This window comes from Profundibacterium mesophilum KAUST100406-0324 (genome assembly GCF_009835145.1).
Lineage (GTDB): Bacteria > Pseudomonadota > Alphaproteobacteria > Rhodobacterales > Rhodobacteraceae > Profundibacterium > Profundibacterium mesophilum.
Genome location: NZ_APKE01000001.1, coordinates 93,585 through 117,443, shown reverse-complemented (window position 1 = coordinate 117,443; position 23,859 = coordinate 93,585). Strand labels below are relative to the sequence as shown.

Below are 23,859 nucleotides of genomic sequence, written 5' to 3'. Positions count from 1 at the left end.
GAGGTTGCAGGCGCCTTGGCATCGTTGGCGCATCTAGGGAGGAAATCGACATGAAGACGCTGATCCTGGCCGCGGCGGCGGCAATCTCGATGGCGGCTGCCGCCTGGGCCGATCCGGTCGAGGGCATCTGGCAGACCGAGGCCGATGACGGGGCATTCGCCCATGTCAGCATGGCGCCCTGCGGCGGCGCGATCTGCGGCACCATCGCGCGGACCTTCAACGCCGCCGGGGAATATCGCTCGGAGAACATCGGCAAGCCGCTGGTATGGAACATGGTTCAGCAAAAGCCGGGCAAATACGGCGATGGCAAGATCTGGCAGCCCTCGACGGGCAAGACCTACCGCTCGAAGATGACGCTGGAGGGCAACGTGCTCAAGGTGTCGGGCTGCATCGGTCCGATCTGCAAGAAGCAGACCTGGCGCCGCGTCCAGTAAGCGGGCGGGGCGGGCGCGCATGATCCGCGCCTTCGCCCCGTTCGGCCTCGATGCGCCCGGGGCACGTTCATCCAACCGGACCGGCATGCATGAGCCCGCCCGCGCGGCTTCGTCCGATGAAGCCCGTCCGCTACGGGGTCCAGTGGAGGAAGTTGGCGATCAGCCGAAGGCCCGCCTCCTGGCTTTTCTCGGGGTGGAATTGCGCCCCGATCCGCGTTTCCGACGCGACGATGGCGGTGACCGGACCGCCATGCTCGCAATGGGCCAGGCGCTGCGAGGGATCGCTCATCTCCATCTGGTAGGAATGAACGAAATACGCGTGATCCCCTGAGCGCAAACCCTCGATCACCGGGTGCGTCCGGTCGATCACGAGGTCGTTCCAGCCCATATGCGGCACCTTGAGCGCCGGATCGGAGGGGCGGATCGCGGTCACTTCCCCGTCGATCCAGCCAAACCCCTGCGTCGGCTCGTATTCATGCCCGCACCGGGCCATCAGCTGCATTCCCACACAGATGCCGAGGAACGGACGGCCGCGTGTCTCCACGGCGTCGATCAACGCCTCGTAGAGCGCGGCGCGGTCCCGGGTGAGGGCGTTCCGGCAGGCGGGGAAAGCGCCGTCACCGGGCAGGACGATCCTGTCGGCGCGGGCCACGTCCTCGGGAAGGCTCGACACGAGGACGTCGCCGCCGTTGGTCTCGTTGGCGACGCGCTGGAACGCCTTCTCGGCGGAATGCAGGTTGCCGCTGTCGTAATCGATCAGAACCGTGAGCATCGAAAGCCTCCGCGAATGGGGGAAGGGGGTTGACGCAGCGCGGCGGCGGCCGGCAGGGCGCAGGTCCGCGCATTCGCCTCGGTGCGGGCGGGCCGGAGCCCGGTCAGAGGCTGCCCTTGGTCGAGGGGATCGCATCCGATTGGCGCGGATCGGGCTCGACCGCGCGGCGCAACGCCCGCGCGGCCGCCTTGAAGGTCGCCTCGGCGATGTGATGGCTGTTGATCCCGCGCACGAGATCGAGATGCAGCGTCATGCCCGAATGGGTGCTCAGCGCCTGGAAAAATTCGCGCACCAGCTCGGTGTCGAAGCCCTTGATCGCGGGGGCGGTCATCTGCACGTTCCAGGCAAGCCAGGGACGGCCCGACAGATCGAGCGCGCAGCGCACCAGCGTGTCGTCCATCGGCAGCGCGCATTCGCCGTAACGGTTGATCCCGCGCTTGTTGCCGAGTGCGCGGCTCAGCGCCTGACCCAGAGCGATACCGCAATCCTCGACCGTGTGGTGATCGTCGATATGCAGATCGCCCCGGCAGGTTATGCGCATGTCGATCAGGGAATGGCGCGCCAGCTGATCGAGCATGTGATCGAAGAAGCCGACCCCCGTCGCCATGTCCGCGCGGCCACTGCCGTCGAGATCGATCTCGACTTCGATCTCGGTCTCTGCTGTCGTTCTGGTGATGGTGGCTTTGCGCATCGAGCACTCCTGATCGCGGGCGCGTGGGTTATAGAACGGGTGCGACCTTAATGAAAGGGCTGGAAGTTCGCTCGAAAAGCGCGTGTTCTGACGCAAGGGAAGGAAAACGATTGCACTCGGAGCGTCCTTGCAGAACGTTACCGCGAACATGGAACGCATTCGAGAGCAGCGAAAAGAGCATAGCGGGTATTCCCTGCGCGGCGGTATCGCCGCCGGCGGCCGCGGTCTAAGACCGGCCGAGGGGACCCCGCGCTGCGCGGGCGAGGAGGAGCACGGATGACAGAACGATCCCGAATGCATGGGCGGAGCCACGTCGGCATCCTCGGTATGCAACGGTCGACCCGTCACCCGGTGCACCCTCGCGTCGTTCCCCCAACACGTTTCGCGCTACGCCTGGCCCTCGGGGCCGCCGGATGCGCAGCTCACTCATCTCGTCACGGGAGGCACTCATGAAAGACGGAACACCCGATATCGATCCGGTCGAATCGCAAGAATGGCAGGAGGCGATCGAGGACGTCATCGCGCGTGACGGCGCGGACCGGGCGCATTTTCTTCTCGACAAGGCGGTGCAGCAGGCCCGTGCCGCCGGCGCCCAGCTCCCCTTCAGCGCCACGACCCCCTACCAGAACACCATCCCCGCCGATGACCTGCTGGAGATACCCGGCGACAGCGAGATGGAATGGCGCATCCGCACGATCAACCGCTGGAACGCGATGGCCACCGTGGTGCGGCGCAACAAGGAGAGCAGCGAATATGGCGGCCATATCGCCAGCTTCGCCTCCTCGGCCGCGATGTACGATATCGGCCTGAACCATTTCTGGCGGGCACGCTCGTCGATGCATGGCGGCGATCTCGTATTCTTCCAGGGTCACGTGGTCCCCGGCATCTACGCGCGCAGTTTCATGGAAGGGCGGATCAGCCAGGAGCAGCTCGAGAGCTTCCGCTCCGAGGTCGACGGGGGCGGGCTGTCCTCCTATCCGCATCCGTGGCTGATGCCCGATTACTGGCAGTTTCCGACCGTCTCGATGGGTCTTGGCCCGCTGATGGCGATCTACCAGGCGCGGTTCATGAAATACATGCACAACCGCGGTCTGATCGACATGGCCGACCGCAAGGTCTGGTGCTTTCTTGGCGACGGCGAGATGGACGAGCCCGAGAGCCTCGGCGCCATCGCCCTTGCCGCCCGCGAGGGTCTCGACAACCTCATCTTCGTGGTGAACTGCAACCTGCAGCGGCTCGACGGGCCGGTGCGCGGCAACTCCAAGATCGTGCAGGAGCTCGAGGGTCACTTCCGCGGTGCCGGCTGGGAGGTTTACAAGCTTCTCTGGGGCCGCGGCTGGGACGAGCTTCTGGAGAACGACACCTCCGGCCGCCTGCGCCAGCTCATGGAAGAGACCGTCGACGGCGACTACCAGACCTTCAAATCGAAGGACGGCGCCTATATCCGCGAGCATTTCTTCGGCAAGTATCCCGAAACGGCCGCGCTGGTCGAGGATTGGAGCGACGAGCAGATCTGGAACCTGCGGCGCGGCGGGCATGACGTGCGCAAGGTCTATACCACGTTCAAGCGCGCGACCGAGGTGAAGGGCGCGCCCGTCTGCCTGCTGGTCAAGACGGTCAAGGGCTACGGGATGGGCAAGGCCGGCGAGGGCCAGAACACCACCCACCAGCAAAAGAAGATGGACGAGGATCAGCTTCGCGCGATGCGTGACCGCTTCCAGATCCCGGTCTCTGACGAGGATCTGCCCAAGGCGCCCTTCGTGACGCTCAACAACGCGCAGAAGGCCTATCTCGCAGACCGGCGCAAGGAACTGGGCGGCGCGTTCCCGGCGCGGCACTCCGACAGCGAGAAGCTCGAGATCCCGGCGCTCGATGCCTTCGAGGGTCAGCTCAAGGGCACCGGAGATCGCGAAATCTCGACCACCATGGCCTTCGTGCGGATCCTCACGACGCTGCTGCGCGACAAGAAGATCGGCAAGCGCGTGGTGCCCATCGTGCCCGACGAATCGCGCACGTTCGGCATGGAGGGACTGTTCCGCTCGGTGGGCATCTACAACCCGCTGGGGCAGAACTACACGCCCCAGGATGCCGACCAGATGATGTTCTACAAGGAAAGCGCCGACGGGCAGGTGCTCCAGGAGGGCATCAACGAGGCCGGCGCCATGTCCGACTGGATCGCGGCCGCCACGTCCTATTCGAACCACGGCGTGCCGATGATCCCGTTCTACATCTACTACTCGATGTTCGGCTTCCAGCGGATCGGCGATCTGGCATGGGCGGCGGGCGACAGCCGGGCGCGTGGCTTCATGCTGGGCGGCACCGCGGGGCGCACCACGCTCAACGGCGAAGGCCTGCAGCACGAGGACGGGCACAGCCACATCCTCGCCGGCACCATCCCCAACTGCATCAGCTATGATCCCACCTTCAGCTACGAGGTCGCGGTGATCGTGCAGCACGGGCTCCAGCGGATGTTCGTCGACCAGGAAGACGTCTATTTCTACCTCACGCTGATGAACGAGAACTACGCCCATCCCGATATGCCGATGGGCGCCGAGGAGGGGATCATCAAGGGGCTCTACAGGCTGCGCAAGACCTCCAAGCCCGGCAAGAAGCACGTCAACCTGATGGGCTCGGGGACGATCCTGATGCAGGCGATCCGCGCGGCGCGGATGCTCGAGGAGGATTTCGGCGTCAGCGCGGATATCTGGTCGGCCACCTCCTTCAACGAGCTGGCCCGCGACGGGCAGGATTGCGCCCGCTGGAACAGGCTCAACCCGTTTTCCGAGCCGAAGGTGCCCTATGTCACGCAGACGCTTTCGGGCGCGAAGGGCCCGATCATCTGCGCGACCGACTACATGAAGAACTATGCCGAGCAGATCCGCGGTTTCGTGGAGCAGCCCTTCACCGTTCTGGGCACGGACGGCTACGGCCGGTCCGACAGCCGGGTGAACCTGCGCCGCTTCTTCGAGGTGGATGCCAACCACATCGCCGCCGCGGCGATGGTCGACCTCTACAAGCAGGGGGCGATCGGCAAGGGTGATCTGGAGAAGGCACTCAAGAAATACGACATCGACGGCGAGAAGCCGAACCCGCGGCTGGTCTGAGCGCGGACGAGAGGAGACAAGACATATGGCAACCGAAGTCAAAGTTCCCGATATCGGCGATTTCGACGATGTTCCGGTGATCACCGTGCTCGTGAGCGTGGGTGACAGCATCGAGAAGGAAGATCCGCTGATCGAGCTGGAATCCGACAAGGCCACGATGGAAGTGCCGTCCTCGGCCTCCGGGACGGTCAAGGAGATCCGCGTGAAGGAGGGCGACAAGGTCTCCGAAGGCGCGGTGATCCTGACGATCGAGGAGAGCGGATCGGGCGGCTCGGACGTGGACGAGGACGACAAGAAGGCGCCGAACAAGGACAAGGAGGAAACCTCCGCCAAGGCCGATACCGGAAAGTCCGATACGGGCAAATCCGACGCGGGCAAGGGCGGGAGCGGACAACCCGCCGCGCCGCAGCCCTACGCCGCCTCGCAGGACGCGCAGAGATCCGATGGCGCGGTTATGGATCGTGGGCATGGCAAGGTCCACGCATCCCCTTCGGTCAGGGCCTTCGCGCGCACCGTCGATGTCGATCTGGCGCAGGTCAACGGATCGGGCCGCAAGGGCCGCATCCTGCGCGAGGACGTGATGAAGGCGCTCAAATCCTCGGCCCCGGCCGCCGCGGCCTCCGGCACGGCGCAGGGCGGGATGGGCATTCCGCCGATCCCGGCGGTGGACTTCTCCAAGTTCGGCTCCGTCGAGGATGTCGAGATGTCGCGGATCAAGAAACTGTCCGGCCCCGCGCTGCACCGCTCCTGGCTCAACATTCCGCATGTCACCCACAACGAGGAGGCCGACATCACCGAGCTCGACGCCTATCGCAAGGAGCTCGACACGCAGGCGAAGGCGGATGGCTACCGGGTGACGCTCCTGTCGTTCCTGGTCAAGGCCAGCGTCAACGCGCTCAAGAAACATTGGGAGTTCAACAGCTCCATCCACCCCGATGGCGACAAGCTGATCCGCAAGCACTATTACAATATCGGCTTCGCCGCCGACACGCCGAACGGGCTGATGGTGCCGGTGATCAAGGATGCCGACCGCAAGGGCATCACCGAGATCTCGCATGACCTGATGAACCTGAGCGCCGCGGCCCGCGACGGCAAGCTCAAGGGTGACGACATGAAGGGCGCGACCTTCACCATCTCGTCGCTGGGCGGGATCGGCGGCACCTCCTTCACCCCGATCGTCAACGCGCCCGAGGTGGCGATCCTCGGGCTGACCCGCTCGGCGATGAAGCCGGTCTGGAACGGCAGCGAGTTCGAGCCGCGCAACATGCTGCCCATGTCGCTCAGCTACGATCACCGGGCGATCGACGGCGCGCTCGCCGCGCGCTTCGCCGCGCATCTGAAATACCTGCTGGGCGATGCCCGGCGGCTGATGCTGTAAGGGGGCCTGCCAGATGGAAATCAAGGTTCCCGATATCGGTGATTTCACCGACGTTCCGGTGGTCAGCGTCCTCGTCTCGGTCGGCGACACCGTCTCGAAGGAAGACCCGCTGATCGAGCTCGAATCCGACAAGGCCACCATGGAGGTGCCGTCCCCCAATGACGGCACCGTCAAGGAAATCCGCGTCAAGGAGGGCGACAAGGTTTCGGAAGGCTCCGTCATCATGGTCTTCGACGTGGCCGAGGACGCCGATACCCCCGCGGACGGCGCCCCCGAGGGCGGCGCGGTCAAGCCCGATGCCGATGTGCAGCGCAAGCCGCAGGCCTCCAGGCCCACCGGCAGCGCGTCGGGCAAGGGCGACATCCATGCCGAGGTCGTCGTGCTGGGCTCGGGTCCCGGCGGCTACACCGCCGCCTTCCGGGCGGCCGATCTGGGCAAATCGGTCGTTCTGATCGAGAAATACCCCTCGCTCGGCGGCGTTTGCCTCAACGTGGGCTGCATTCCGTCCAAGGCGCTGCTGCACGCGGCAAAGGTCATTTCCGAGGCCGAGGAGATGGGCGAGAACGGCATCAGCTTCGGCAAGCCGCAGATCGATATCGACGAGCTGCGCGACTGGAAGGACGGGGTGGTCGGCCAGCTGACCGGCGGCCTCAAGGGACTGGCCAAGGCCCGCAAGGTGCAGACCGTCCAGGGCTATGGCCGTTTCACCGGACCCAACATGATCGAGGTCGAGGGCGACGAGGGCACGCGCACCGTCAGCTTCGATCAGTGCATCATCGCCGCCGGCTCGGAGCCGGTGAAGCTGCCGTTCATCCCGCATGACGATCCGCGCGTGGTCGACAGCACCGGGGCGCTCGAGCTCACGGAGATCCCCGAGCGGATGCTCGTTCTTGGCGGCGGGATCATCGGCCTGGAGATGGCGACGGTCTATGATGCGCTGGGCTCTAAGGTGACGGTTGTCGAGCTGATGGACCAGATCATTCCCGGTGCCGACAAGGACATCGTCAAGCCGCTGCACAAGCGCATCGCCGCGCGCTACGAGAAGATCCTGCTCAAGACCAAGGTCACGAATGTCGAGGCGCGCGAGGACGGCCTGAAGGTCACCTTCGAGGACGAGAAGGGCGAGCAGAGTACCGACAGTTTCGACAAGATCCTCGTCTCCGTCGGGCGCGTTCCCAATGGTGGCAAGATCGATGCCGGGGCGGCCGGCGTTGCCGTGACCGATCGCGGCTTCATCGAGGTCGACAACCAGCAGCGCACCGGCGCCTCGCATATCTTCGCCATCGGCGATGTGGTGGGCCAGCCGATGCTGGCGCACAAGGCCGTGCACGAGGGCAAGGTCGCGGCCGAAGTCGCCGCCGGTCACAAGCGGGCCTTCGACGCGATGGTGATCCCCTCGGTCGCCTATACCGATCCCGAGGTCGCCTGGGTCGGCGTCACCGAGACGCAGGCCAAGAAGGACGGCACGAAATACGCCAAGGGTGTTTTCCCCTGGGCGGCCTCCGGCCGGTCGCTCTCGAACGGACGCAGCGAAGGCATCACCAAGCTGCTCTTCGATCCCGAGGATGACCGCGTGATCGGCGCGGCGATCGTCGGAACCAATGCCGGGGATCTCATCGCCGAGGTGGCGCTCGCCATCGAGATGGGCGCCGACGCGGTCGATCTGGGCCATACGATCCACCCCCATCCCACGCTCAGCGAGACGGTGAACTTCGCCGCCGAGATGTTCGAGGGCACGATCACGGATCTGATGCCGCCCAAGAAACGTTGAGACTTTGTTCAAACAGGGAGAGAGACGATGACCAAGAATCCGTTCGACATGACCGAGATGTTCAAGGCATTCGACCCGGAACAGATGACCCGGATGTTCAACCCGCAGGCGATGATGGCGATGTTCCAGCCCAAGCAGCCTCCGGCCATGTTCGACATGGAGCAGGTCATCCAGGCCAACCAGCGCAACTTCGAGGCCATGGCCGACGCCAACAAGGCGGCCGCCGAAGCCTACAAGGACATGCTCGACAAGCAGATGGAAATCTTCGGCAAGATGACCCTCGCGGCGCGTCAGCAGTATGAATGGGCCGAGGACACGGCAGGGTCGAGCACGATGAAGGCCAAGACCGCCGCCATGAACGAGGCGGTCGAGGAGGCGCTGGCCCTGATGAAGAAGCTCGCCGAGGCCACGCGCGAGGCCAACGAGCAGGCTTATGCCCAGGTCAAGAGCCAGGTCGACGGCGTCGTTGACGACATCAAGAAGAAAAGCTGAGGATCAGGCGCGGGCGGCATCCCGGGCGGTTGCCCGCCGCCCGCGCCGCGTCCGCCCCCCTGCGGAGGGGCTTCGGCCCGGGTGCCGCCGGCCCTGAGCGGGACCTGCGGCGCCCGGGCCGCCGCGATCAGTCGCGGCGGCCCGAAAACGTCTCCTGCCAGGTGTCGCGCTCTTCGTCGGTGATCTTGCGAAAGAGGTTTTCGGGAACCTCGAAGGCCGCGCCCGGCTCCAGCATGCCAAGGGCCGTGCGGGCATCGCGCGGCCAGGCGCCATCCGCGCCCATCGCCCGGCTCATCGCGGCGGCGGCATCGGGGATGAAGGGCGCGCTGATCGCGCCGTAGAAGGCGATCAGGTTCAGCGACAGGCGGATGATCGCGGCGGCGCGCTGCGGATCCTCCTTGAAGGCGGCCCAAGGCGCCGTGGATTGCAGATACTCGTTCCCCGCGACCCACAGGGCCCGCAGCTCCGCCGAGGCCTTGCGCAGCTCGAGCGCGTCCATATACCCCTCATAGGCGCGCAGTCGGCGATCGAGCTCGGCGATGAGTTCCTCCTCGGCGGGACCGTAGCTTCCCTCCGGCGGCACCGTCTCGCCGAATTTCGAGCGGCAGAACTTGGTCACGCGGCTGACGAGATTGCCGAGAACGTCGGCGAGATCCTTGTTCACCGAGGCCTGGAAATTCTCCCATGTGAACTCGCTGTCGGAGTTTTCGGGCGCGTGGCTCAGCAGCCACCAGCGCCAGTAATCGGCCGGCAGGATCGAGAGCGCCTGGTCCATGAAGACGCCGCGCCCCTGGCTGGTCGAGAACTGGCCGCCATCGTAGTTGAGGTAGTTGAACGACTTGATGTAATCGACGAGCTTCCACGGCTCGCCCGAGCCCATGATCGTGGCCGGGAAGGAAAGCGTGTGGAAGGGCACGTTGTCCTTGCCCATGAACTGCACGTAGCGCACGTCGTCGGCGCCCTTGTCGGTGCGCCACCACCGCTCCCAGTCCTGGCCGGTCTCATCGGCCCATTCGCGGGCGCAGGCGATGTATTCGATCGGCGCGTCGAACCAGACATAGAAGACCTTGCCTTCCATGCCGGGCCAGTCGGCCTCGCCTTTCCTGACCGGGATGCCCCAGTCAAGATCGCGGGTGATGCCCCTGTCGCGCAGCCCGTCGCCATCGTCGAGCCATTTGCGCGCGATGGAGGTGGTCAGCACCGGCCAGTCGGTCTTGCTGTCGATCCACGCGCGCAGCTCGTCGCGCATCTGGCTCTGGCGCAGGTAGAGATGCTTGGTTTCGCGCACTTCCAGGTCGGTGGAGCCCGAGATCGCGCTGCGCGGCTCGATGAGATCGGTGGGATCGAGCTGCTTGGTGCAGTTCTCGCACTGGTCGCCGCGCGCCCTGTCATATCCGCAATTGGGGCAGGTGCCCTCGATGTAGCGGTCGGGCAGGAAGCGGTTATCGGCCTTCGAATAGACCTGCCGCTCGGAGATCTCCTCGATCAGTCCGGCCGCCTCGAGCCGCCCCGCGAAATGCTGCGTCAGCCTGTGGTTCTGCGGGCTGGAGGAGCGGCCGAACTTGTCGAAGCTCAGGCGGAAGCCGTCGGAGAGCTCCTTTTGCACGGCCCACATCTCGGCGCAGTATTCGGCCACGGGCTTGCCGGCCTTCTTGGCGGCAAGCTCTGCCGGGGTGCCATGCTCGTCGGTCGCGCACAGGAACAGGACCTCGTGGCCGCGGGCGCGCATGTAGCGCGCGTGCAGGTCGGCGGGAAGCTGGCTCCCCACGAGGTTGCCCAGATGCTTGATGCCGTTGATGTAGGGAATTGCGGAGGTGATGAGAATGCGTGCCATGGGTCTTGCCTTGTCCAAGGTTCGCGCCTCCTTACCCGATGGCCGGCGCGCTGGCCAGAAGCGGCGCGGAGACGCGATGCGCCGCGCGCCCCTGCCTCAGGAGGGGGGCGCGCCGCTGCCGGGGGGCGCGACATCGAGGCCGCCCCGGCCATGGACCAGCGTCCAGCTGCCGGGCGGCGCGTCGCGGGCGCGCAGACGCTCGAGCGACCAGGCCTTGCCGGAGGGTCCGTGATGGCGCGGCTCCAGCGCCCAGCGGCTCTCGACACCGGGCGCGCCCCCCCGTTCTGGCGTCAGGATCAGCCCGATCGGCGCAGGTCCGCGCCCCGCCGCCGCGCCCGCCTCGGCCGCGAGGTGAAGCCGGCGCACCGCTGTCAGGCCAGGGGGTGCGGGCAGATCGGCCACCGCCATCGGCACCGCCCCGCTGCGCAGGATCTCCTCGAGACACCAGAGCAGATCCTCGGCCCGGCCGGGCGCGAGGAAGGTCAGACGCCCCGGATCGATCAAGGCCTGCATCCCTTCGGGATTGAGCCCGCCGCGCAGCCAGCTTGGCGCGATCCAGAAGACCGGTCCGTGCTGCCGTGCCGCCACCGCCAGCGCAAGGGTGCGCCTGGCCCTGCCGCAAAGCTCGTGCAGCCGTCCCGCGCGCAATCCCAGCGATCCTGCGAAACGCAGCGACGGGGCGCCGTCGATGGATGACGCCTTGGCATATAGTCCCTTGGAAAGGTGCATGTTCATGCGGCGAGTGTTGCATGTTCTCTTTATGTTCTCAAGTTAAACCTTGTCATCGCGCTCCTGCCGGCTACCCCTTCTGGCCTCACCGAATGAAAGAAGGCCGTGCAATGAAGAGAACGCAATTGGGACGAAGCGGTATCGAGGTGTCGCAATACTGCCTCGGAACCATGACCTGGGGCACCCAGAACACCCAGGCCGAGGGACATGAGCAGATCGACCGTGCCCGCGAGGCCGGGATCGATTTCCTCGACACGGCAGAGATGTATCCCGTCAACCCGGTCTCGGCGGAGACGGTCGGGCGCACCGAGGAAATCGTCGGCAATTATATCGCCGAGCGGGGCCGGGGCGATCTCGTCATCGCCTCCAAGGTTTCGGGCAAGAATGGCGGGTTCGTCAGGGACGGGGAGGGGATCAACGGGCGCAGCATCCGCGAGGCCCTCGAGGCTTCCCTGAAGCGGTTGAAGGCCGACTGCATCGACCTCTACCAGCTGCACTGGCCCAATCGCGGCTCCTATCACTTCCGCCAGATCTGGGGCTATGATCCGTCCGGACAGGACCGGGCCGAGACGCTGGACAACATGGCCGAGGTCATGGACGCGCTTTGCGACTTCCGCCGGGAGGGGAAGATCAGGGCCTTTGGCCTGTCGAACGAAACCGCGTGGGGCACGGTGCAATGGAACGGCGTGGCAGAGGCCAAGGACGGACCCCGCGTCGAAACGGTGCAGAACGAATACTCCCTGCTGTGCCGGCTTTATGATTCGGACATGGCGGAGACGGCCGTGAACGAGGGCGTCACGCTGCTGGCCTATTCCCCGCTCGCGGCCGGGCTTCTGAGCGGGAAATATCAGGGCGGCGCCTGCCCCGATGGCAGCCGGATGTCGCTCAACGGCGATCTGGGCGGCCGCAAGACCGATCGCGTCTTTCCGGCCATCGAGGCCTATCTCGACATCGCGCGGCGCCACGGGCTCGATCCGGTGCAGATGGCGCTCGCCTGGACGGTGACGCGGCCGTTCCACACGGTGCCCATCCTGGGGGCCACCGGCATGGACCAGCTCGAGACCGCGCTCGGCGCGGCATCCATCACGCTGTCCGGCGAGGTGATCGAGGAGATCGAGACCGCCCACAAGGCCCATCCCATGCCTTACTGAGCGTGGTTCCGCGCGCGGGGCCGGCGCGGCCTTCCAGCCGCGCGCGGTCCCTTGCGCATTCCGGGCAAATCGCATTCCCTCGATGGTGGGGAGGCCGCACCGATGAAAAAGACAGTCTACCATGCTGCCGGGCGCTCCGGGAAACGGCGCGGCGCGGCGGCGCTGGCCATTGCGGCGCTGGGCTTTCTGGCCGCCTGCGCCGCGCCCGACAGGCTCGCGGAAGTGGTCCCGACGCCCGGTCATCGCGATGTCACCGCGATGATCAGCTCGAAGGCCATGCTCGCGCCCAGCCGGATGGATGGGCCATGGCATGTCACGGGCCGCTTTCCCGCACCGGCCGGGGCTTGCGTGCCGGAGCGCTTCACCTTCGCTCCGGGGCGGCTCTCGTTGCGGTGCACGGGGCAGGGCGCCGGAGACACGATCTCGGCGCCGCTCGCCTATCAGGGACTCGGACGATACCAGGCGGACTTCGGGGCGGGCACCGGCATGCCATCGGACCTGTGGGTCCTGTGGGCGGATGAGGGTTACCGGACGGCGGTCATCGGAATGCCGGGCGGGGAGGCGGGGTGGATCATCGACCGCGAGCCGGGATCCTCGGCGGACCGGCAGGCCGCGGCGCGGGAGGTTCTGCTCTTCAACGGCTACCGCGCCGCCCCGCTCGGACCGCCCTGAGCCCCGCGGGAATGCCGCCCCCATGGCGGCGCCGGCAAGACGTGCGGCGGGCAGCCTGCACCGCCGTCTTCGCGAGACCCCGAAGGGAGCTCCCCATGAACGAGGACGACGAAGCCCGGATGCAAGGCGCCGGCCCCGCATCACCGCCGCAGCCCTATTTCGACGAGGCGCCCGACGGGCGCGGACCGATCGATGCCCTGCTGCGGACGCTCGAGCGCGATATCCCGGACGCTTGGACCGACTATAACGGCCACATGAACGAGGCGCGCTATCTCCAGGCTTTCGGCGAGGCGACCGACAGGGTGCAGGAGATCGTCGGATGCGATGCCGGATACATCGCCGCCGGCAACAGCTTCTTCACCGCCGAGACCCATATCGTCCATCTTGGAGAGGCGATGGCCGGTGGACGCATAAGCGTCGAGACGCAGATCCTCGCCGCCACGGGACCCAAGCTGCATCTCTTCCATACCATGTTCGAGCAGGAGCGGGTGCTCGCAACGGGTGAGCAGTTCCTTTTGCATGTCAGCCTCGCCACGCGGCGTCCCGCCGTGCCGCCGCCCCCGGTATCCGAGCGGTTGACGATGCTGGCCCGCGCGCATGAGGGGCTGCCGCGCCCGCGCGGCGCCGGCCGCCATGTCGGGCAGAAGCCGCAGCGCGAATAACCCCTGTCGCAGCCGGAAGGCTCCATGCCGCGAAATGCCGGCACGGGCGGTTGGAGGCGCCGGGCGAAAGACACGCGCCGCCGCCCGCGCGGTCAGACGGGACGGGGTCCGCGCGCCTCGCCCAGGCGCCAGATCAGGGCATCTTCGTCGTCGTTGCGAAAGAAGGGCACGCTGGCCGGCGCGTCGAGTTCCGGCAATCGGGCCATCACCTCGCTCAGCACGACCTTCGTGATGAAGGGCAGATCGAAGTCGCGCACCCGGTCCACGGGGATCCATTGCAGATGGCTCAACTCGTCGGAGGCGCGCGAGAAGTCGTCCGGGTCGCAGGCGAGGCGGGCCGCGTCGACGAGGAAGAACCGCGCATCGAAGCGTCTCGGCCGCCCCGGCGGCGTGATCGCGCGAAAGACGAAGCGCATTCCCGCGGGCGAGGGAATATGGCCGGTCCGCGCGAACTCCTCCCATCCCTCCGGCGGCGTTCCGGGCCAGATGCGCCGATGGCCGAGGATCAGCCCCGTTTCCTCGAAAAGTTCCCGGATCGCCGCGGCCAGCAGCGCCGAGGGCTCCGTGCGCCCCGAGGATTCGGTCAGGCGCCGGGCACAGAGGCCGTGGATGGGGCGGGCCATCGGAACGCGCCGGTCGGCAGCGTCGACGGCGCCGCCGGGAAACACCACCTTGTTCGGCATGAAGGCCGCCCGCGTGCCGCGCTGCCCCATGAGCACCCGCGGCGCATGTGCCGCGTCGCGCACCAGGATGATGGTCGCCGCATCCCGGATCGTCGCGCTGTCCATTGCTCGTCCTCGCCCTTGCTGTCCGGCTCAGAAGCCGTGCATGCGGCGCGCCCACTGGAACGCGACGATTGCCCCTTTCAGCCTTGGCAGAAGATAGAGCGACAGGGCAATGCATCCCACCGAAAAAATCGTCGCGAGGACCAGGGGTTCGGGCCGGAAGGTCTCGAAGGCCCAGAGCATCGCCGGCGCCATGACATGTCCGACGATCAGGATGGTCAGGTAGGCGGGTCCGTCATCGGCGCGCTGGTGGTGAAGCGGCTGATCGCAGACCGGGCAACTGTCGCGCACCTTGAGATAGGCTTTCAGCAAGGGGCCGGCGCCGCAATTGGGGCATTTGCGCCGCCAGCCGCGCAGGAGCGCGGGACGCAAGGGACGCTCGCTCGTCTCGGATGGCGCCGCCGGCTGGTCCTGCGCGTCGCCGCGGGCAAGGCGCGCCTCCACGTCGTCGATCTCGGGCTCTGAGGGATCACTGCTGTCATACATCGCGCGCTGAGGCTTTCGCTGGGACTGAGCCGGCAGAATACGCATCGAGAGGCGCACCGACAGGGTACGAATTGTCCTTGCGGCGGGATGTCGCAAGAGCGCGCCGGCCATGCGCGGCGCTCCGCCACGTGGGGCCCGGCCGCGCCGGCATTTCGCCGCGCCCCTCCCGCGGGCTCTTGAACGCGGGCGCCGGTACCGCATGCACCTCCTTTCCCGCCGCCGGGTGACGCGACGAGGCGCGTTCACCCGGCAGGGGCGCGGGTCCGGGGGTGGCGTGTCCGCGCTCAGGGCTTGCCGGTCATGCCGCTGCGATTGGCGGCGGGCGGGGGCGCGGCGGGCGCGGGACGCATCGCGGCGTCCTGCACCGGAGGTGGCAGGGCAGGGGCCATCGTCACCCTGTCGCGCCCGCCGCTCTTGGCCCGGTAGAGCGCCTGGTCCGCGAGATCGACGAGCGCCGCCGCGGGCCCGGTGATCGCGTTCGACAGGGCGACGCCGATGCTGACACTCAGGCACAGCGCCGCGCCCCCCGGCAGGGGAATGGGCGTGGCGCCGATCGTCAGGCGCAGGCGTTCGGCGGTGGCGTGCGCCTCCTTGCAAGTCGTGTCGGGAAGGGCCACGAGAAACTCCTCGCCCCCGATCCGTGCCGTCAGGTCCGCCGCCCTGAGATTCTCGCGCAGCCGCGCGGCGAGGCCGGCAAGGGCGAGATCCCCGGCCTGGTGCCCGTGATCGTCGTTGACCTTCTTGAAATGGTCGACATCGATCATCATCACCGCAAGGTGCCGTTTCTCACGGCGCGCCGACAGGAGCATCTGCTCGAGATGGGGCATGGCGTAGCGCCTGTTGAAAAGCCCCGTAAGCGCATCCCGCGCGGCCAGGCGAAGCCCCTCCTCGAAAACGTCGCGCAGCCGGTCGGCCTCGCGCTTGCGCCCGGCCTGGGCACGGATACGCAGTTGCAGCTCCTCGACGCCCCAGCCGATATCGAAAAGATCGTTCGCCCCGAGATCGAGCGCCCGGCCGGCCGCCTCGCGCGCTTCAGGGCCGTGCAGGACGAGAATCGCCGCGTGGCGCGTCGCGGGATGGCTGCGCAATTCGGCCAGCAAGGCCAGCCCAGCCTCCGGATCATCGCCGTCTATCTGCAGCAGGTAGACATCGGGAAGCCCCGCACCCTCGGCCTGTCCGAGCGCCTCCTCCGGGCTCATGCGGCGGAAAAGCCGGCGCTGCACGCCGCTTGCGAAGCCGGCACAATCGGCCGCCGGCCCCGTCCCGGGGGCACCCGTCTGCGGCGCGTCCTCGATCAGGACGCAGCGCGGCGAGGGCGCGAATCCCGGCGCGGCCTCGGCAAAGCCGAACCGCGATGCGGTCGTCTCGCGCCGGCGCAGCTCGATCCCTGCGTCACGGGCTCGCAGAAGACTTCGGATATGCGCCAGCAGCCAGCTCTTGGCGCAGGGTCGGGCAAGGACGGCGCCAGCGCCCGCGCGGAGCACATCGAGCCGGCGATGCGCATCGTTCCCGCGCGCCAGGACCAGCACCGCGGGCGCATCGTGGCCAAGTGCGGAGAGCCGCGCACAGAAGGCTTTCGCATCCATGTCGGGCATGTCCATGTCGCAGATGATGAGCGCGGCCGGTCCCTCGCGCAGCAGGGCCATCGCCTCGGCTCCACCAGCCGCCTGGATCACGTCGTAACGCGCAACTCCGAGCATCGCCTTGAGCGCGATGCGATCAGTCGCCTCCGTCTGGATAATGAGGATGCGGCGCCCCATGGCTGTTCCTTCAAACACAGGTCGATCGATGCTCTACACAATGGTATCCGAAGAATTAACAAACCCTTTCATTTTTACGAAGGTTTCCGACAAATGGACCAGGACTACGCTGAACGCATCGCGATCAAGGCGCTCGGATGGCTTGCGGCGGACGAGGAATTGCTGATGACGTTCCTCGGGGCGAGCGGTGCCGATATCGACAGTCTGCGCAGCGCCGCGGCCGATCCGCATTTCCTTGGCGCGGTGCTCGATTTCGTGATGATGGACGATGCTTGGGTGACGCGGTTCTGCAACGACGCGGCCCTGCCGCCGGAGATGCCCATGCGCGCGCGGCAGGCCTTGCCCGGCGGGGCGCAGGTGCATTGGACCTGATCATGGAGCGGCAACCGAAAGACGCGCCCCGGCGGCCCGCGACCGGCCGGAACATCGCCGGCATCCTTTTCGACAAGGACGGCACGCTCTTCGACTTCCATGCCACCTGGTCGGCGTGGTCGCGCGAGATGATCGTCGAGCTTTCCGCGAAAGACGCGGGCCGCGCGGAGGCCATCGCAGCCGCGCTGGGCTTCGAGCTGGCGAGCGGGAGGTTCCTGCCGGGCAGCCCGATCATCGCGGAGACCGGCGCGCAGATCGCGGCCAGGATGCTGCCTTACCTGCCCGAATGGGATCGCGCCTCGCTCGAGCGGCGCATGGACGAGGCCGCCCGCGCGGCACCGCAGGCCGAGGCCGTCCCGCTCGTGCCACTCCTGCAGGCCTTGGCGGCCCGCGGGCTGGCCCTCGGGGTCGCGACGAATGATGCCGAGGCCGCCGCGCGCGCGCAGCTCGAGCGCGCCGGTGCGCTCGGACTCCTCGATTTCGTCGCCGGCTACGACAGCGGCCATGGCGGCAAGCCCGAGCCGGGACAGCTCCTCGCCTTTGCCTCGGCCATGGCGCTCGATCCCGGATCGGTCGCGATGATCGGCGACAGCCTGCACGATCTGAAGGCGGCCCGAGTGGCGGGCATGATCGCGGTCGGTGTGCTGAGCGGCCCTGCGCGCCGCGACGAGCTTGCAGCCGCCGCCGACGTGATCCTGCCCGATATCGGGGCATTGCCGGCCTGGCTCGATGGCGGGGCGGTTCCGGAGCCTGGGCAAGCTACCGGGGCGCGCGGGACCGGCAGCGGTTAAGCATTTCGTTAAGCGGCGGGTTCTATGCTCGATCCCGGGGCAGAGGGATGGAACGGTATGCACGGCTTGTTCAACCGCGCTTTGCAGTGTTTTCTGCGCGATACTTACGGGGACCGCGTCTGGCAGTCTGTCAGGAAGCTTTCGGCGCTGAAGATCGAAGAATTCGAGCCGATGCTCGTCTATGACGACGTTCTGACCTGGCGCGTGCTCGCATCGGCGTCACGCCTTCTCGACAAGCCGCAGGAGATACTGCTCGAGGATCTGGGAACCTATCTCGTCTCCCATCCCACGATGGGACGCGTGCGCCGGCTCTTGCGTTTCGGTGGCGACAGCTATGTCGATTTCCTGCATTCGCTCGATGATCTGCGCGACCGGGTGCTGCTGGCGATGCCGGAGCTGGAGTTCCCCGTCCTGTGCCTGACGCAGGACGGTGACGGACATTACGCGCTGTGCTGCGAGCAGCTGCCCTACAGGCTGTACCACGTGGCGCTGGGGATGCTGCGCGCGATGGCGGACGATTACGGCGCGCTCGTTTACCTGGAATGCTCGGCGCCCGCGCCCGGGGTCGCGCGTTCGAACGATTGCGCGATTACCATCCGGCTTCTCTCGGCTCAGTTTACAGCGGGCCGCAGCTTTGATCTGTCGGCGTTGCAGTCATGAGCGTCCCGCCAAAGCCCGCAGTCGATCCCTTCGATCAGCTGATCCCCATGCATCTGCGCCTCGATGCGCAAGGCAGGGTCACGCATGTCGGGCCAAGCCTTGCCAAGCTCGCCCCGCAGGCGCGCCTGGTCGGGCGCGGTGTCAGCGAGCTGCTCGCGATCCGGCGCCCGGCGGGCTTGTCCAGCGATGCCGCCATCATGCGCGCCGAGGGACGCACGCTCCATGTCACGCTGCGCGCCGGGCATGGCACGCGGATGCGCGGGCAACTGGTCAGGCTCGGGTCGGGCGCGATCCTGAACCTCTCGCTGGCCCTGTCGGAATTGTCGGATCTGTCACGCTACAGGTTGACCTGCACGGATTTCGCGCCGACGGACATGACGATCGACATGCTCTACCTGGTCGAGGCCAAATCGGCGGCAATGGCCGAATCGCGCCAGCTCATCCAGCGTCTCGAAGGCGCGCGCCTCACCGCCGAGGCGCAGGCTTTCACCGATACCCTCACCGGGCTACGCAACCGCCGCGCCCTCGATCAGGTCCTGCACAGGATGATCGAACAGAAGCGGCCTTTCGCGATCACGCATCTCGATCTCGACCTGTTCAAGCAGGTCAACGACACGCTGGGCCACGCGGCCGGCGATCATGTCCTCAGGAAGGTCGCCTGCATCCTTCTCAATTCGACGCGCAACACCGATCTGGTAGCCCGCGTGGGCGGCGACGAGTTCACCATCCTGCTTGACGGGTTGGTCGATCACGCCGCCCTGCGCTCCAGCGGCGCACGGATCATCGAGCGTCTCGAAGCGCCGATTGATTATGCGGGAACGGTCTGCCGGATCTCGGCGAGCCTCGGCACGACGACCAGCGATCTCTACGCCCGGCCGAATCCCGGGCAGATGCTCGAGGATGCGGACCGCGCGCTCTACGTGGCCAAGCGCCTCGGCCGGGCGCAGCAGGTCTTTCACGGCGCAGGGGGCAACGCGTCGCTTCCGACGCGCCATGCCAGTTGACCCTACCGACGCCACATGGAGCGGCGCCGGGGACGGGTCCGATCAGCCGTCGATGCGCTGGGCCATGATCGCGATGGCCTGCTGATAGACCCCGGCCGCGTTCCATTCCTGGATCGCGCTGTAATTCGGCTCGCCCTTCTGGTAGCCGCGCCCGGGCTGCCATCCCTTCGCACGAAGGTAATTGGCGGTCGAGGCCAGCGCATCGGCCTCGCGCGTCAGGTCGACGACGCCGTTGCCGTCGCCGTCCACGCCGTAGCGCAGTGCGTTGCCCGGCAGGAACTGCGTGTGGCCAAGCTCGCCGTGGCGCGCGCCGATCGCGCCCGCGGCCATGCTCCCGCGATCCACCATCATCAGCGCCGCGAGCGCATGCGGGGTGAAGAAGTCGGAACGCCGGCAGTCATAGGCCAGGGTTGTGATCGCGGAGACGACGTTGCTGTCGCCCATGAAGCTGCCGAAGGCCGTTTCCATGCCATGAATGGCGATGAGGACACCGGCGGGAACGCCGTAGGCCGCCTCGAGCGAACGATAGAAGTCGGGATCGCGGGCCAGCCTCTTGCGGCCCTGCGCGACGATCGTATCGGCGCCGCGCACCTGCATGAACTTCTCGAGTGAATAGTTGAAGCTCTTCTGGTTGCGGTCGGCCGCGATCGTCCGGTCGGCATATTGCGCCGAGGAAAGCGCCTGAAGACCGCGATCACCCACGCCGGCCGCGGCGGCCTCGCGTGCGAATTCCTGCTTCCATGCGGCGAAGCCCGATCCGGTATTCCCGCAGCTCGCGGCGAGCGCGGCGCTGCTTCCGAAGGCGAGGAAGGCGCCTGCCTTGAGAAGGACGATCATCTTTTTTGGCACGCGCGGTCTCCTTGTCCGTTGCATGATGCTTGGCGTGGGAACCGCGCCCGGTCCGGCTTGGTTCCCCGCGCGGTGCCACCCGGAGCGGTGCCGCCCCGGGGCGAAATCGCGCCAGGGCGCTTCCCCCCGCGTCCCGCCCGGGCTATGTCGCGCGGCAATGGCTCATCGCATCACCACCCTCGCGGCGCTTGCCGGTCACGATTTCGACCAGGTCATCGACGTGCGCGCGCCCGCCGAATTCGCCGAGGATCACCTGCCCGGGGCGATCAATCTTCCGGTCCTGTCGGACGAGGAGCGCGCGCGCGTGGGCACCATCTATGTCCAGCAGAGCCCGTTCCTCGCGCGCAAGGTCGGCGCCGCGCTCGTGGCCCGCAACGCCGCGGCGCATATCGAGGGTCCGCTGGCCGATCTCGACGGGGCCTGGCGGCCGCTGGTCTATTGCTGGCGCGGCGGGCAGCGTTCCAATTCGTTCGCCTCGATCCTGACCCAGGTCGGCTGGCGCGCCGAGGTGATCGAAGGCGGGTATCGCAGCTACAGGCATGCGGTGAAGTCGGTCCTTTACGACACCCCAATGGCCTCGAGGGTGATCCTGCTCGACGGCTATACCGGGACGGCCAAGACGGAGATCCTGCACCGCGCGGCGGAGCAAGGTGCGCAGGTTCTCGACCTGGAGGGTCTTGCGAACCATCGCGGCTCCGTCTTCGGCGCGCGGGAGGGAGGGCAGCCGGAACAGAAGGGCTTCGAGAGCGCGCTCGCGGCGCGGATCATCGCGCTCGACGCGAGCCGCCCCGTTCTCGTGGAAGCCGAATCGAGCCGCGTCGGGGCCTGCAACCTGCCGCCGCAGCTCTGGGCGGCCATGCGGGCCGCGCCGCGGATCGAAGTGGTCGCGAGCCCCGCGGCCCGGGCCCGTTACCTCGTCGAGGCCTATACCGATATCGTTCATGACGGCGGCAGGCTCGACGAGACGCTGAGCAACCTGGTGCGCCTGCAGGGGCATGAGCAGGTGGCGGCCTGGCGCGCCCTTGCGCGGGCCGGGCAGTTCGAACGCCTCGCCGGCGAGCTGATGGAGCGCCATTACGATCCGCGTTATGCCCGCCAGCGCGGACGCGACGCCGAGCTTTTCCTCGACCGTATCGAAACCGATGCCCTGGACCGTGCGGCGCTCGAGCGGATCGCGGGGCACATCGCCGCGCGTATGCGGAGCATCGAAGCGGACGGCGCACCCTAGCGCGAGGCGCGATCCGCCTCTCAGATCAGTTCGACGAAGGGAGCGCCGCGCGTCACCTCCCCGATCACCGCCGCCCGGAAGCCAGCCTGCGCGAGCTCGGCGAGCAAGGCGTCCGCCTGCGCGCGGGGAACCGCGGCCAGAAGCCCCCCGGCGGTCTGCGGATCAAAGAGGAGAGCGGCCTCGATCCGTTCATCCGCGCTGACCCGCCCGGCGTAATGCGACAGGTTCTCGGGCGCCAGGGTCGAGGCGGTGCCAGTCTGTGCGAGCGCGCGCGCGCCCTCCATCAGGGGCACGGCCGAAAGGTTGAGCCGCGCGGCGGTCGCTGAAGCCTCCATCATTGCCAGAAGATGCCCGGCAAGGCCGAAGCCCGTCACGTCCGTCATCGCGTGGGCCCCGCGCAGGATCCGTGCGGCCGGTCCTTGCGTGCGTGCCATCTCGCAGAGCGCGGCGGCGACCGCCCGGCCCGGAGCGGAGCCCGCCATCTCGGCGGCGAGGATCACGCCCGAGCCGATCGGCCGGGTCAGGATCAGCGCATCGCCGGGCTCTGCGCCGCCGATCCGTATCGGCGCCTGGCCGGCAAGCCCGGTCAGTGTCAGCCCGATCGACAGCTCCGGCCCCGTCGCGGTGTGTCCGCCGACGATTTCCGCACCCGCCTGCGACAGGGTGGAGCCCGCGGCATCCATGATCTCCGCGAGCATCCGCGCCTCGAGCCGCCTGCCGAGCCTTGGCAGGGTCAGGGTGAGCAGCGCGGCCTGCGGCGCCGCCCCCATGGCCCAGATATCGCCCAGCGCATGCAAGGTGGTGATCCGCGCCATCAGCCAGGGATCCTCGGTGAAGGGCCGCAGCTGATCGGTGGTGATCACCTGGCGCATTCCGCCCAGATCGAGAACCGCCGCATCGTCGCCCGCTCCCTTTTCGACATCGGGCCGCATTGGCACGGGCAGTGCGCCCAGCGCGGCCGTGAGACCGCTCATGCCCACCTTGGCGCCGCAACCGCCGCATGGCATCTGCCCGTCGCCAAGGAGTTCGACGAGGCCATCGGCGGCATCACGCGGCGGCCGCGGCGGCGGCATCAGGGGCAGATCGCTCAACCGTTCCATGAACCGCCTGTCGATGCGATCCTTCCAGCGCCAGAGCATCCAGCCCTCCAGACGCATGCCCCATTTGTCGGCGACCGCGCTTCGGCTTCCTTGCGAGATCAGCTTGAGGTAATCCCTTTGCGGCCTGTAACGTCGCAGACGACCCGAGCCGCCAAGGGCGATCTTGAGGTTGCGATGCAGAATCGGGGCCTGCCGCACCGCGAAAACGCCGGCCTTGGGTCGCGGAGCGTGATCGAGATGCGCGCAGTCACCGGCCGCGAAGATCGACGGATCGCTGCTTTGCAGGGTGGGGCCGACGCGGACGAAGCCGCGCTCGAGCGCCAGCCCGGTGCCGCAGAGCCAGTCATGGGGCCGCGCGCCGGCGGCGCCGACGACGAAGCCGGCCTTGATGCGGCGCCCGTCGTCGAGAAGCACCGATCTCTCCTCGATCCGCGTGATCCCGGCCCCCTCGATGAGCCTGACCCCGAGCCGCGTCATCGCGCCGTGCAGAGCCGCGCGCGCGCCGCGGCCGATCGCGCTCAGCGCATCACCCGCATCGATCACCGTGACTTCGGCGGGCCGGCCCGACGCCCTCCGTGCGCCATGGGCCATGGCCATGGCAAGCTCGACCCCGCCGACGCCGCCCCCGATGACCGCGATGCCGTCCGGCGCGGTGCCGCGGCCGAGCGCGCGAAGATGAGCCTCCCAGCGATCGGCGTAGCGATCGAGAGGCTTTGCCGCGACGGCATGTTCGGAGAATCCCGGCATGTCGGGCATCCGGGAATGAATGCCGATATCGAGACTGGCCACGTCATAGCCGATCACGCGCCCCCCGATGCCGATCTCCCGCGCCGCGCGGTCGATCCGGTCGACCTTGCCGAGGATCAACCGGGCCCCGGCGAAACGCGCCAGCTTGACAAGGTCGATATCGAGCATGTCGCGCGCGTAATGGCCCGCCACATGCCCCGGAAGCATCCCGGTATAGGGCGCCGCCGGCTCGGGATTGATGATCGTCAACCTTGCGCCGGGCAGAGGGTCCATGCCCCAGGCGCGCAGCACGAGGGCATGGGCATGACCCCCGCCGACGAGGACCAGGTCACGGGTCAGGGGCAGGGGGGCGGAACGCATGGCGGCTACTCTCCTTGGCGCGAACGA

Annotated in this window: 22 protein-coding genes; 13 read left to right on the top strand and 9 right to left on the bottom strand. The window is 67.5% G+C overall.

What is annotated here, in order from left to right; translation table 11 throughout:
• The first annotated feature begins 50 nt into the window (after positions 1–50).
• The gene (locus PMES_RS00505) at positions 51–434 is read left to right on the top strand and encodes a DUF2147 domain-containing protein (RefSeq protein WP_159963567.1); all 384 of its coding nucleotides are present in this window, start codon (positions 51–53) and stop codon (positions 432–434) included.
• A gap of 130 nt (positions 435–564) precedes the next feature.
• On the opposite strand, the gene hisH is transcribed toward PMES_RS00505, so the two are convergent.
• Positions 565–1,206 (bottom strand): imidazole glycerol phosphate synthase subunit HisH, encoded by a 642-nt coding sequence (hisH, locus tag PMES_RS00500; protein ID WP_159963566.1) that lies wholly within the window; start codon positions 1,204–1,206, stop codon positions 565–567.
• 103 nt (positions 1,207–1,309) lie between these two features.
• Positions 1,310–1,897 (bottom strand): imidazoleglycerol-phosphate dehydratase HisB, encoded by a 588-nt coding sequence (gene hisB, locus PMES_RS00495; RefSeq protein ID WP_159963565.1) that lies wholly within the window; start codon positions 1,895–1,897, stop codon positions 1,310–1,312.
• 449 nt (positions 1,898–2,346) lie between these two features.
• Here hisB and aceE point away from each other — a divergent pair, with 449 nt between their 5' ends.
• The 4 genes from aceE to PMES_RS00475 are packed head-to-tail and all read left to right on the top strand — an operon-like array spanning position 2,347 to position 8,642.
• A complete protein-coding gene (gene aceE / locus PMES_RS00490) occupies positions 2,347–5,001 on the top strand; it encodes a pyruvate dehydrogenase (acetyl-transferring), homodimeric type (RefSeq protein WP_159963564.1) in 2,655 nt (884 codons plus the stop codon).
• A 25-nt stretch (positions 5,002–5,026) separates the two neighbouring features.
• Positions 5,027–6,379 carry a dihydrolipoyllysine-residue acetyltransferase gene (locus tag PMES_RS00485; RefSeq protein WP_159963563.1) on the top strand — a complete coding sequence of 451 codons (1,353 nt, stop codon included), beginning with the start codon at positions 5,027–5,029 and terminating at the stop codon, positions 6,377–6,379.
• A gap of 13 nt (positions 6,380–6,392) precedes the next feature.
• Positions 6,393–8,150 (top strand): dihydrolipoyl dehydrogenase, encoded by a 1,758-nt coding sequence (gene lpdA / locus PMES_RS00480; RefSeq protein ID WP_159963562.1) that lies wholly within the window; start codon positions 6,393–6,395, stop codon positions 8,148–8,150.
• A 27-nt stretch (positions 8,151–8,177) separates the two neighbouring features.
• The gene (locus PMES_RS00475) at positions 8,178–8,642 is read left to right on the top strand and encodes a hypothetical protein (RefSeq protein ID WP_159963561.1); all 465 of its coding nucleotides are present in this window, start codon (positions 8,178–8,180) and stop codon (positions 8,640–8,642) included.
• 127 nt (positions 8,643–8,769) lie between these two features.
• On the opposite strand, the gene metG is transcribed toward PMES_RS00475, so the two are convergent.
• On the bottom strand, positions 8,770–10,476 hold the full coding sequence (gene metG / locus PMES_RS00470) for a methionine--tRNA ligase (RefSeq protein WP_159963560.1): 1,707 nt from the start codon (positions 10,474–10,476) through the stop codon (positions 8,770–8,772).
• Positions 10,477–10,572: 96 nt separating this feature from the next.
• Positions 10,573–11,211, bottom strand: coding sequence for an ImuA family protein (locus tag PMES_RS00465; protein WP_236549642.1), 639 nt, complete (start codon positions 11,209–11,211; stop codon positions 10,573–10,575).
• Between the two features lie 104 nt (positions 11,212–11,315).
• Here PMES_RS00465 and PMES_RS00460 point away from each other — a divergent pair, with 104 nt between their 5' ends.
• The 3 genes from PMES_RS00460 to PMES_RS00450 all read left to right on the top strand — a co-directional run bounded on the left by PMES_RS00460 (position 11,316) and on the right by PMES_RS00450 (position 13,690).
• On the top strand, positions 11,316–12,356 hold the full coding sequence (locus tag PMES_RS00460) for an aldo/keto reductase (RefSeq protein ID WP_159963559.1): 1,041 nt from the start codon (positions 11,316–11,318) through the stop codon (positions 12,354–12,356).
• A gap of 102 nt (positions 12,357–12,458) precedes the next feature.
• A complete protein-coding gene (locus tag PMES_RS00455) occupies positions 12,459–13,028 on the top strand; it encodes a lipocalin family protein (RefSeq protein WP_236549641.1) in 570 nt (189 codons plus the stop codon).
• Positions 13,029–13,123: 95 nt separating this feature from the next.
• Positions 13,124–13,690, top strand: a complete 567-nt coding sequence (locus tag PMES_RS00450) for a thioesterase family protein (protein ID WP_236549640.1) — start codon at positions 13,124–13,126, stop codon at positions 13,688–13,690.
• Between the two features lie 92 nt (positions 13,691–13,782).
• On the opposite strand, the gene PMES_RS00445 is transcribed toward PMES_RS00450, so the two are convergent.
• The 3 genes from PMES_RS00445 to PMES_RS00435 form a co-directional block, all read right to left on the bottom strand.
• Positions 13,783–14,478, bottom strand: coding sequence for an NUDIX hydrolase (locus tag PMES_RS00445; RefSeq protein WP_159963557.1), 696 nt, complete (start codon positions 14,476–14,478; stop codon positions 13,783–13,785).
• Positions 14,479–14,505: 27 nt separating this feature from the next.
• Positions 14,506–14,961 (bottom strand): DUF983 domain-containing protein, encoded by a 456-nt coding sequence (locus PMES_RS00440; RefSeq protein ID WP_159963556.1) that lies wholly within the window; start codon positions 14,959–14,961, stop codon positions 14,506–14,508.
• A 284-nt stretch (positions 14,962–15,245) separates the two neighbouring features.
• Positions 15,246–16,721, bottom strand: coding sequence for a diguanylate cyclase (locus PMES_RS00435; RefSeq protein WP_159963555.1), 1,476 nt, complete (start codon positions 16,719–16,721; stop codon positions 15,246–15,248).
• Between the two features lie 93 nt (positions 16,722–16,814).
• On the opposite strand from PMES_RS00435, the gene PMES_RS00430 reads away from it, so the two are divergent.
• From PMES_RS00430 to PMES_RS00415, 4 genes are read left to right on the top strand one after another with little or no spacing between them, the layout of a single operon-like run.
• Entirely contained in the window at positions 16,815–17,093 is a 279-nt protein-coding gene (locus PMES_RS00430; RefSeq protein ID WP_159963554.1) for a DUF3572 domain-containing protein, read from the top strand.
• 2 nt (positions 17,094–17,095) lie between these two features.
• Entirely contained in the window at positions 17,096–17,884 is a 789-nt protein-coding gene (locus PMES_RS00425) for an HAD family hydrolase (RefSeq protein ID WP_159963553.1), read from the top strand.
• Between the two features lie 57 nt (positions 17,885–17,941).
• Positions 17,942–18,544: a heme NO-binding domain-containing protein gene (locus tag PMES_RS00420; protein ID WP_159963552.1), complete on the top strand. Its 603-nt coding sequence runs from the start codon at positions 17,942–17,944 to the stop codon at positions 18,542–18,544.
• Positions 18,541–19,548 (top strand): diguanylate cyclase, encoded by a 1,008-nt coding sequence (locus PMES_RS00415; protein WP_159963551.1) that lies wholly within the window; start codon positions 18,541–18,543, stop codon positions 19,546–19,548. The genes PMES_RS00420 and PMES_RS00415 overlap by 4 nt, the downstream gene beginning before the upstream one ends.
• A 42-nt stretch (positions 19,549–19,590) precedes the next feature.
• Here the strand turns inward: PMES_RS00415 and PMES_RS00410 are convergent, their stop codons facing one another.
• Positions 19,591–20,385, bottom strand: coding sequence for a lytic murein transglycosylase (locus tag PMES_RS00410; protein WP_159963617.1), 795 nt, complete (start codon positions 20,383–20,385; stop codon positions 19,591–19,593).
• A gap of 169 nt (positions 20,386–20,554) precedes the next feature.
• Here PMES_RS00410 and mnmH point away from each other — a divergent pair, with 169 nt between their 5' ends.
• Entirely contained in the window at positions 20,555–21,625 is a 1,071-nt protein-coding gene (gene mnmH / locus PMES_RS00405; RefSeq protein WP_159963550.1) for a tRNA 2-selenouridine(34) synthase MnmH, read from the top strand.
• Between the two features lie 20 nt (positions 21,626–21,645).
• Here mnmH and selD read toward each other — a convergent pair whose 3' ends face one another.
• Complete coding sequence (gene selD / locus PMES_RS00400; protein WP_159963549.1) at positions 21,646–23,832, bottom strand: selenide, water dikinase SelD; 2,187 nt, start codon at positions 23,830–23,832, stop codon at positions 21,646–21,648.
• Between the last annotated feature and the right edge of the window lie 27 nt (positions 23,833–23,859).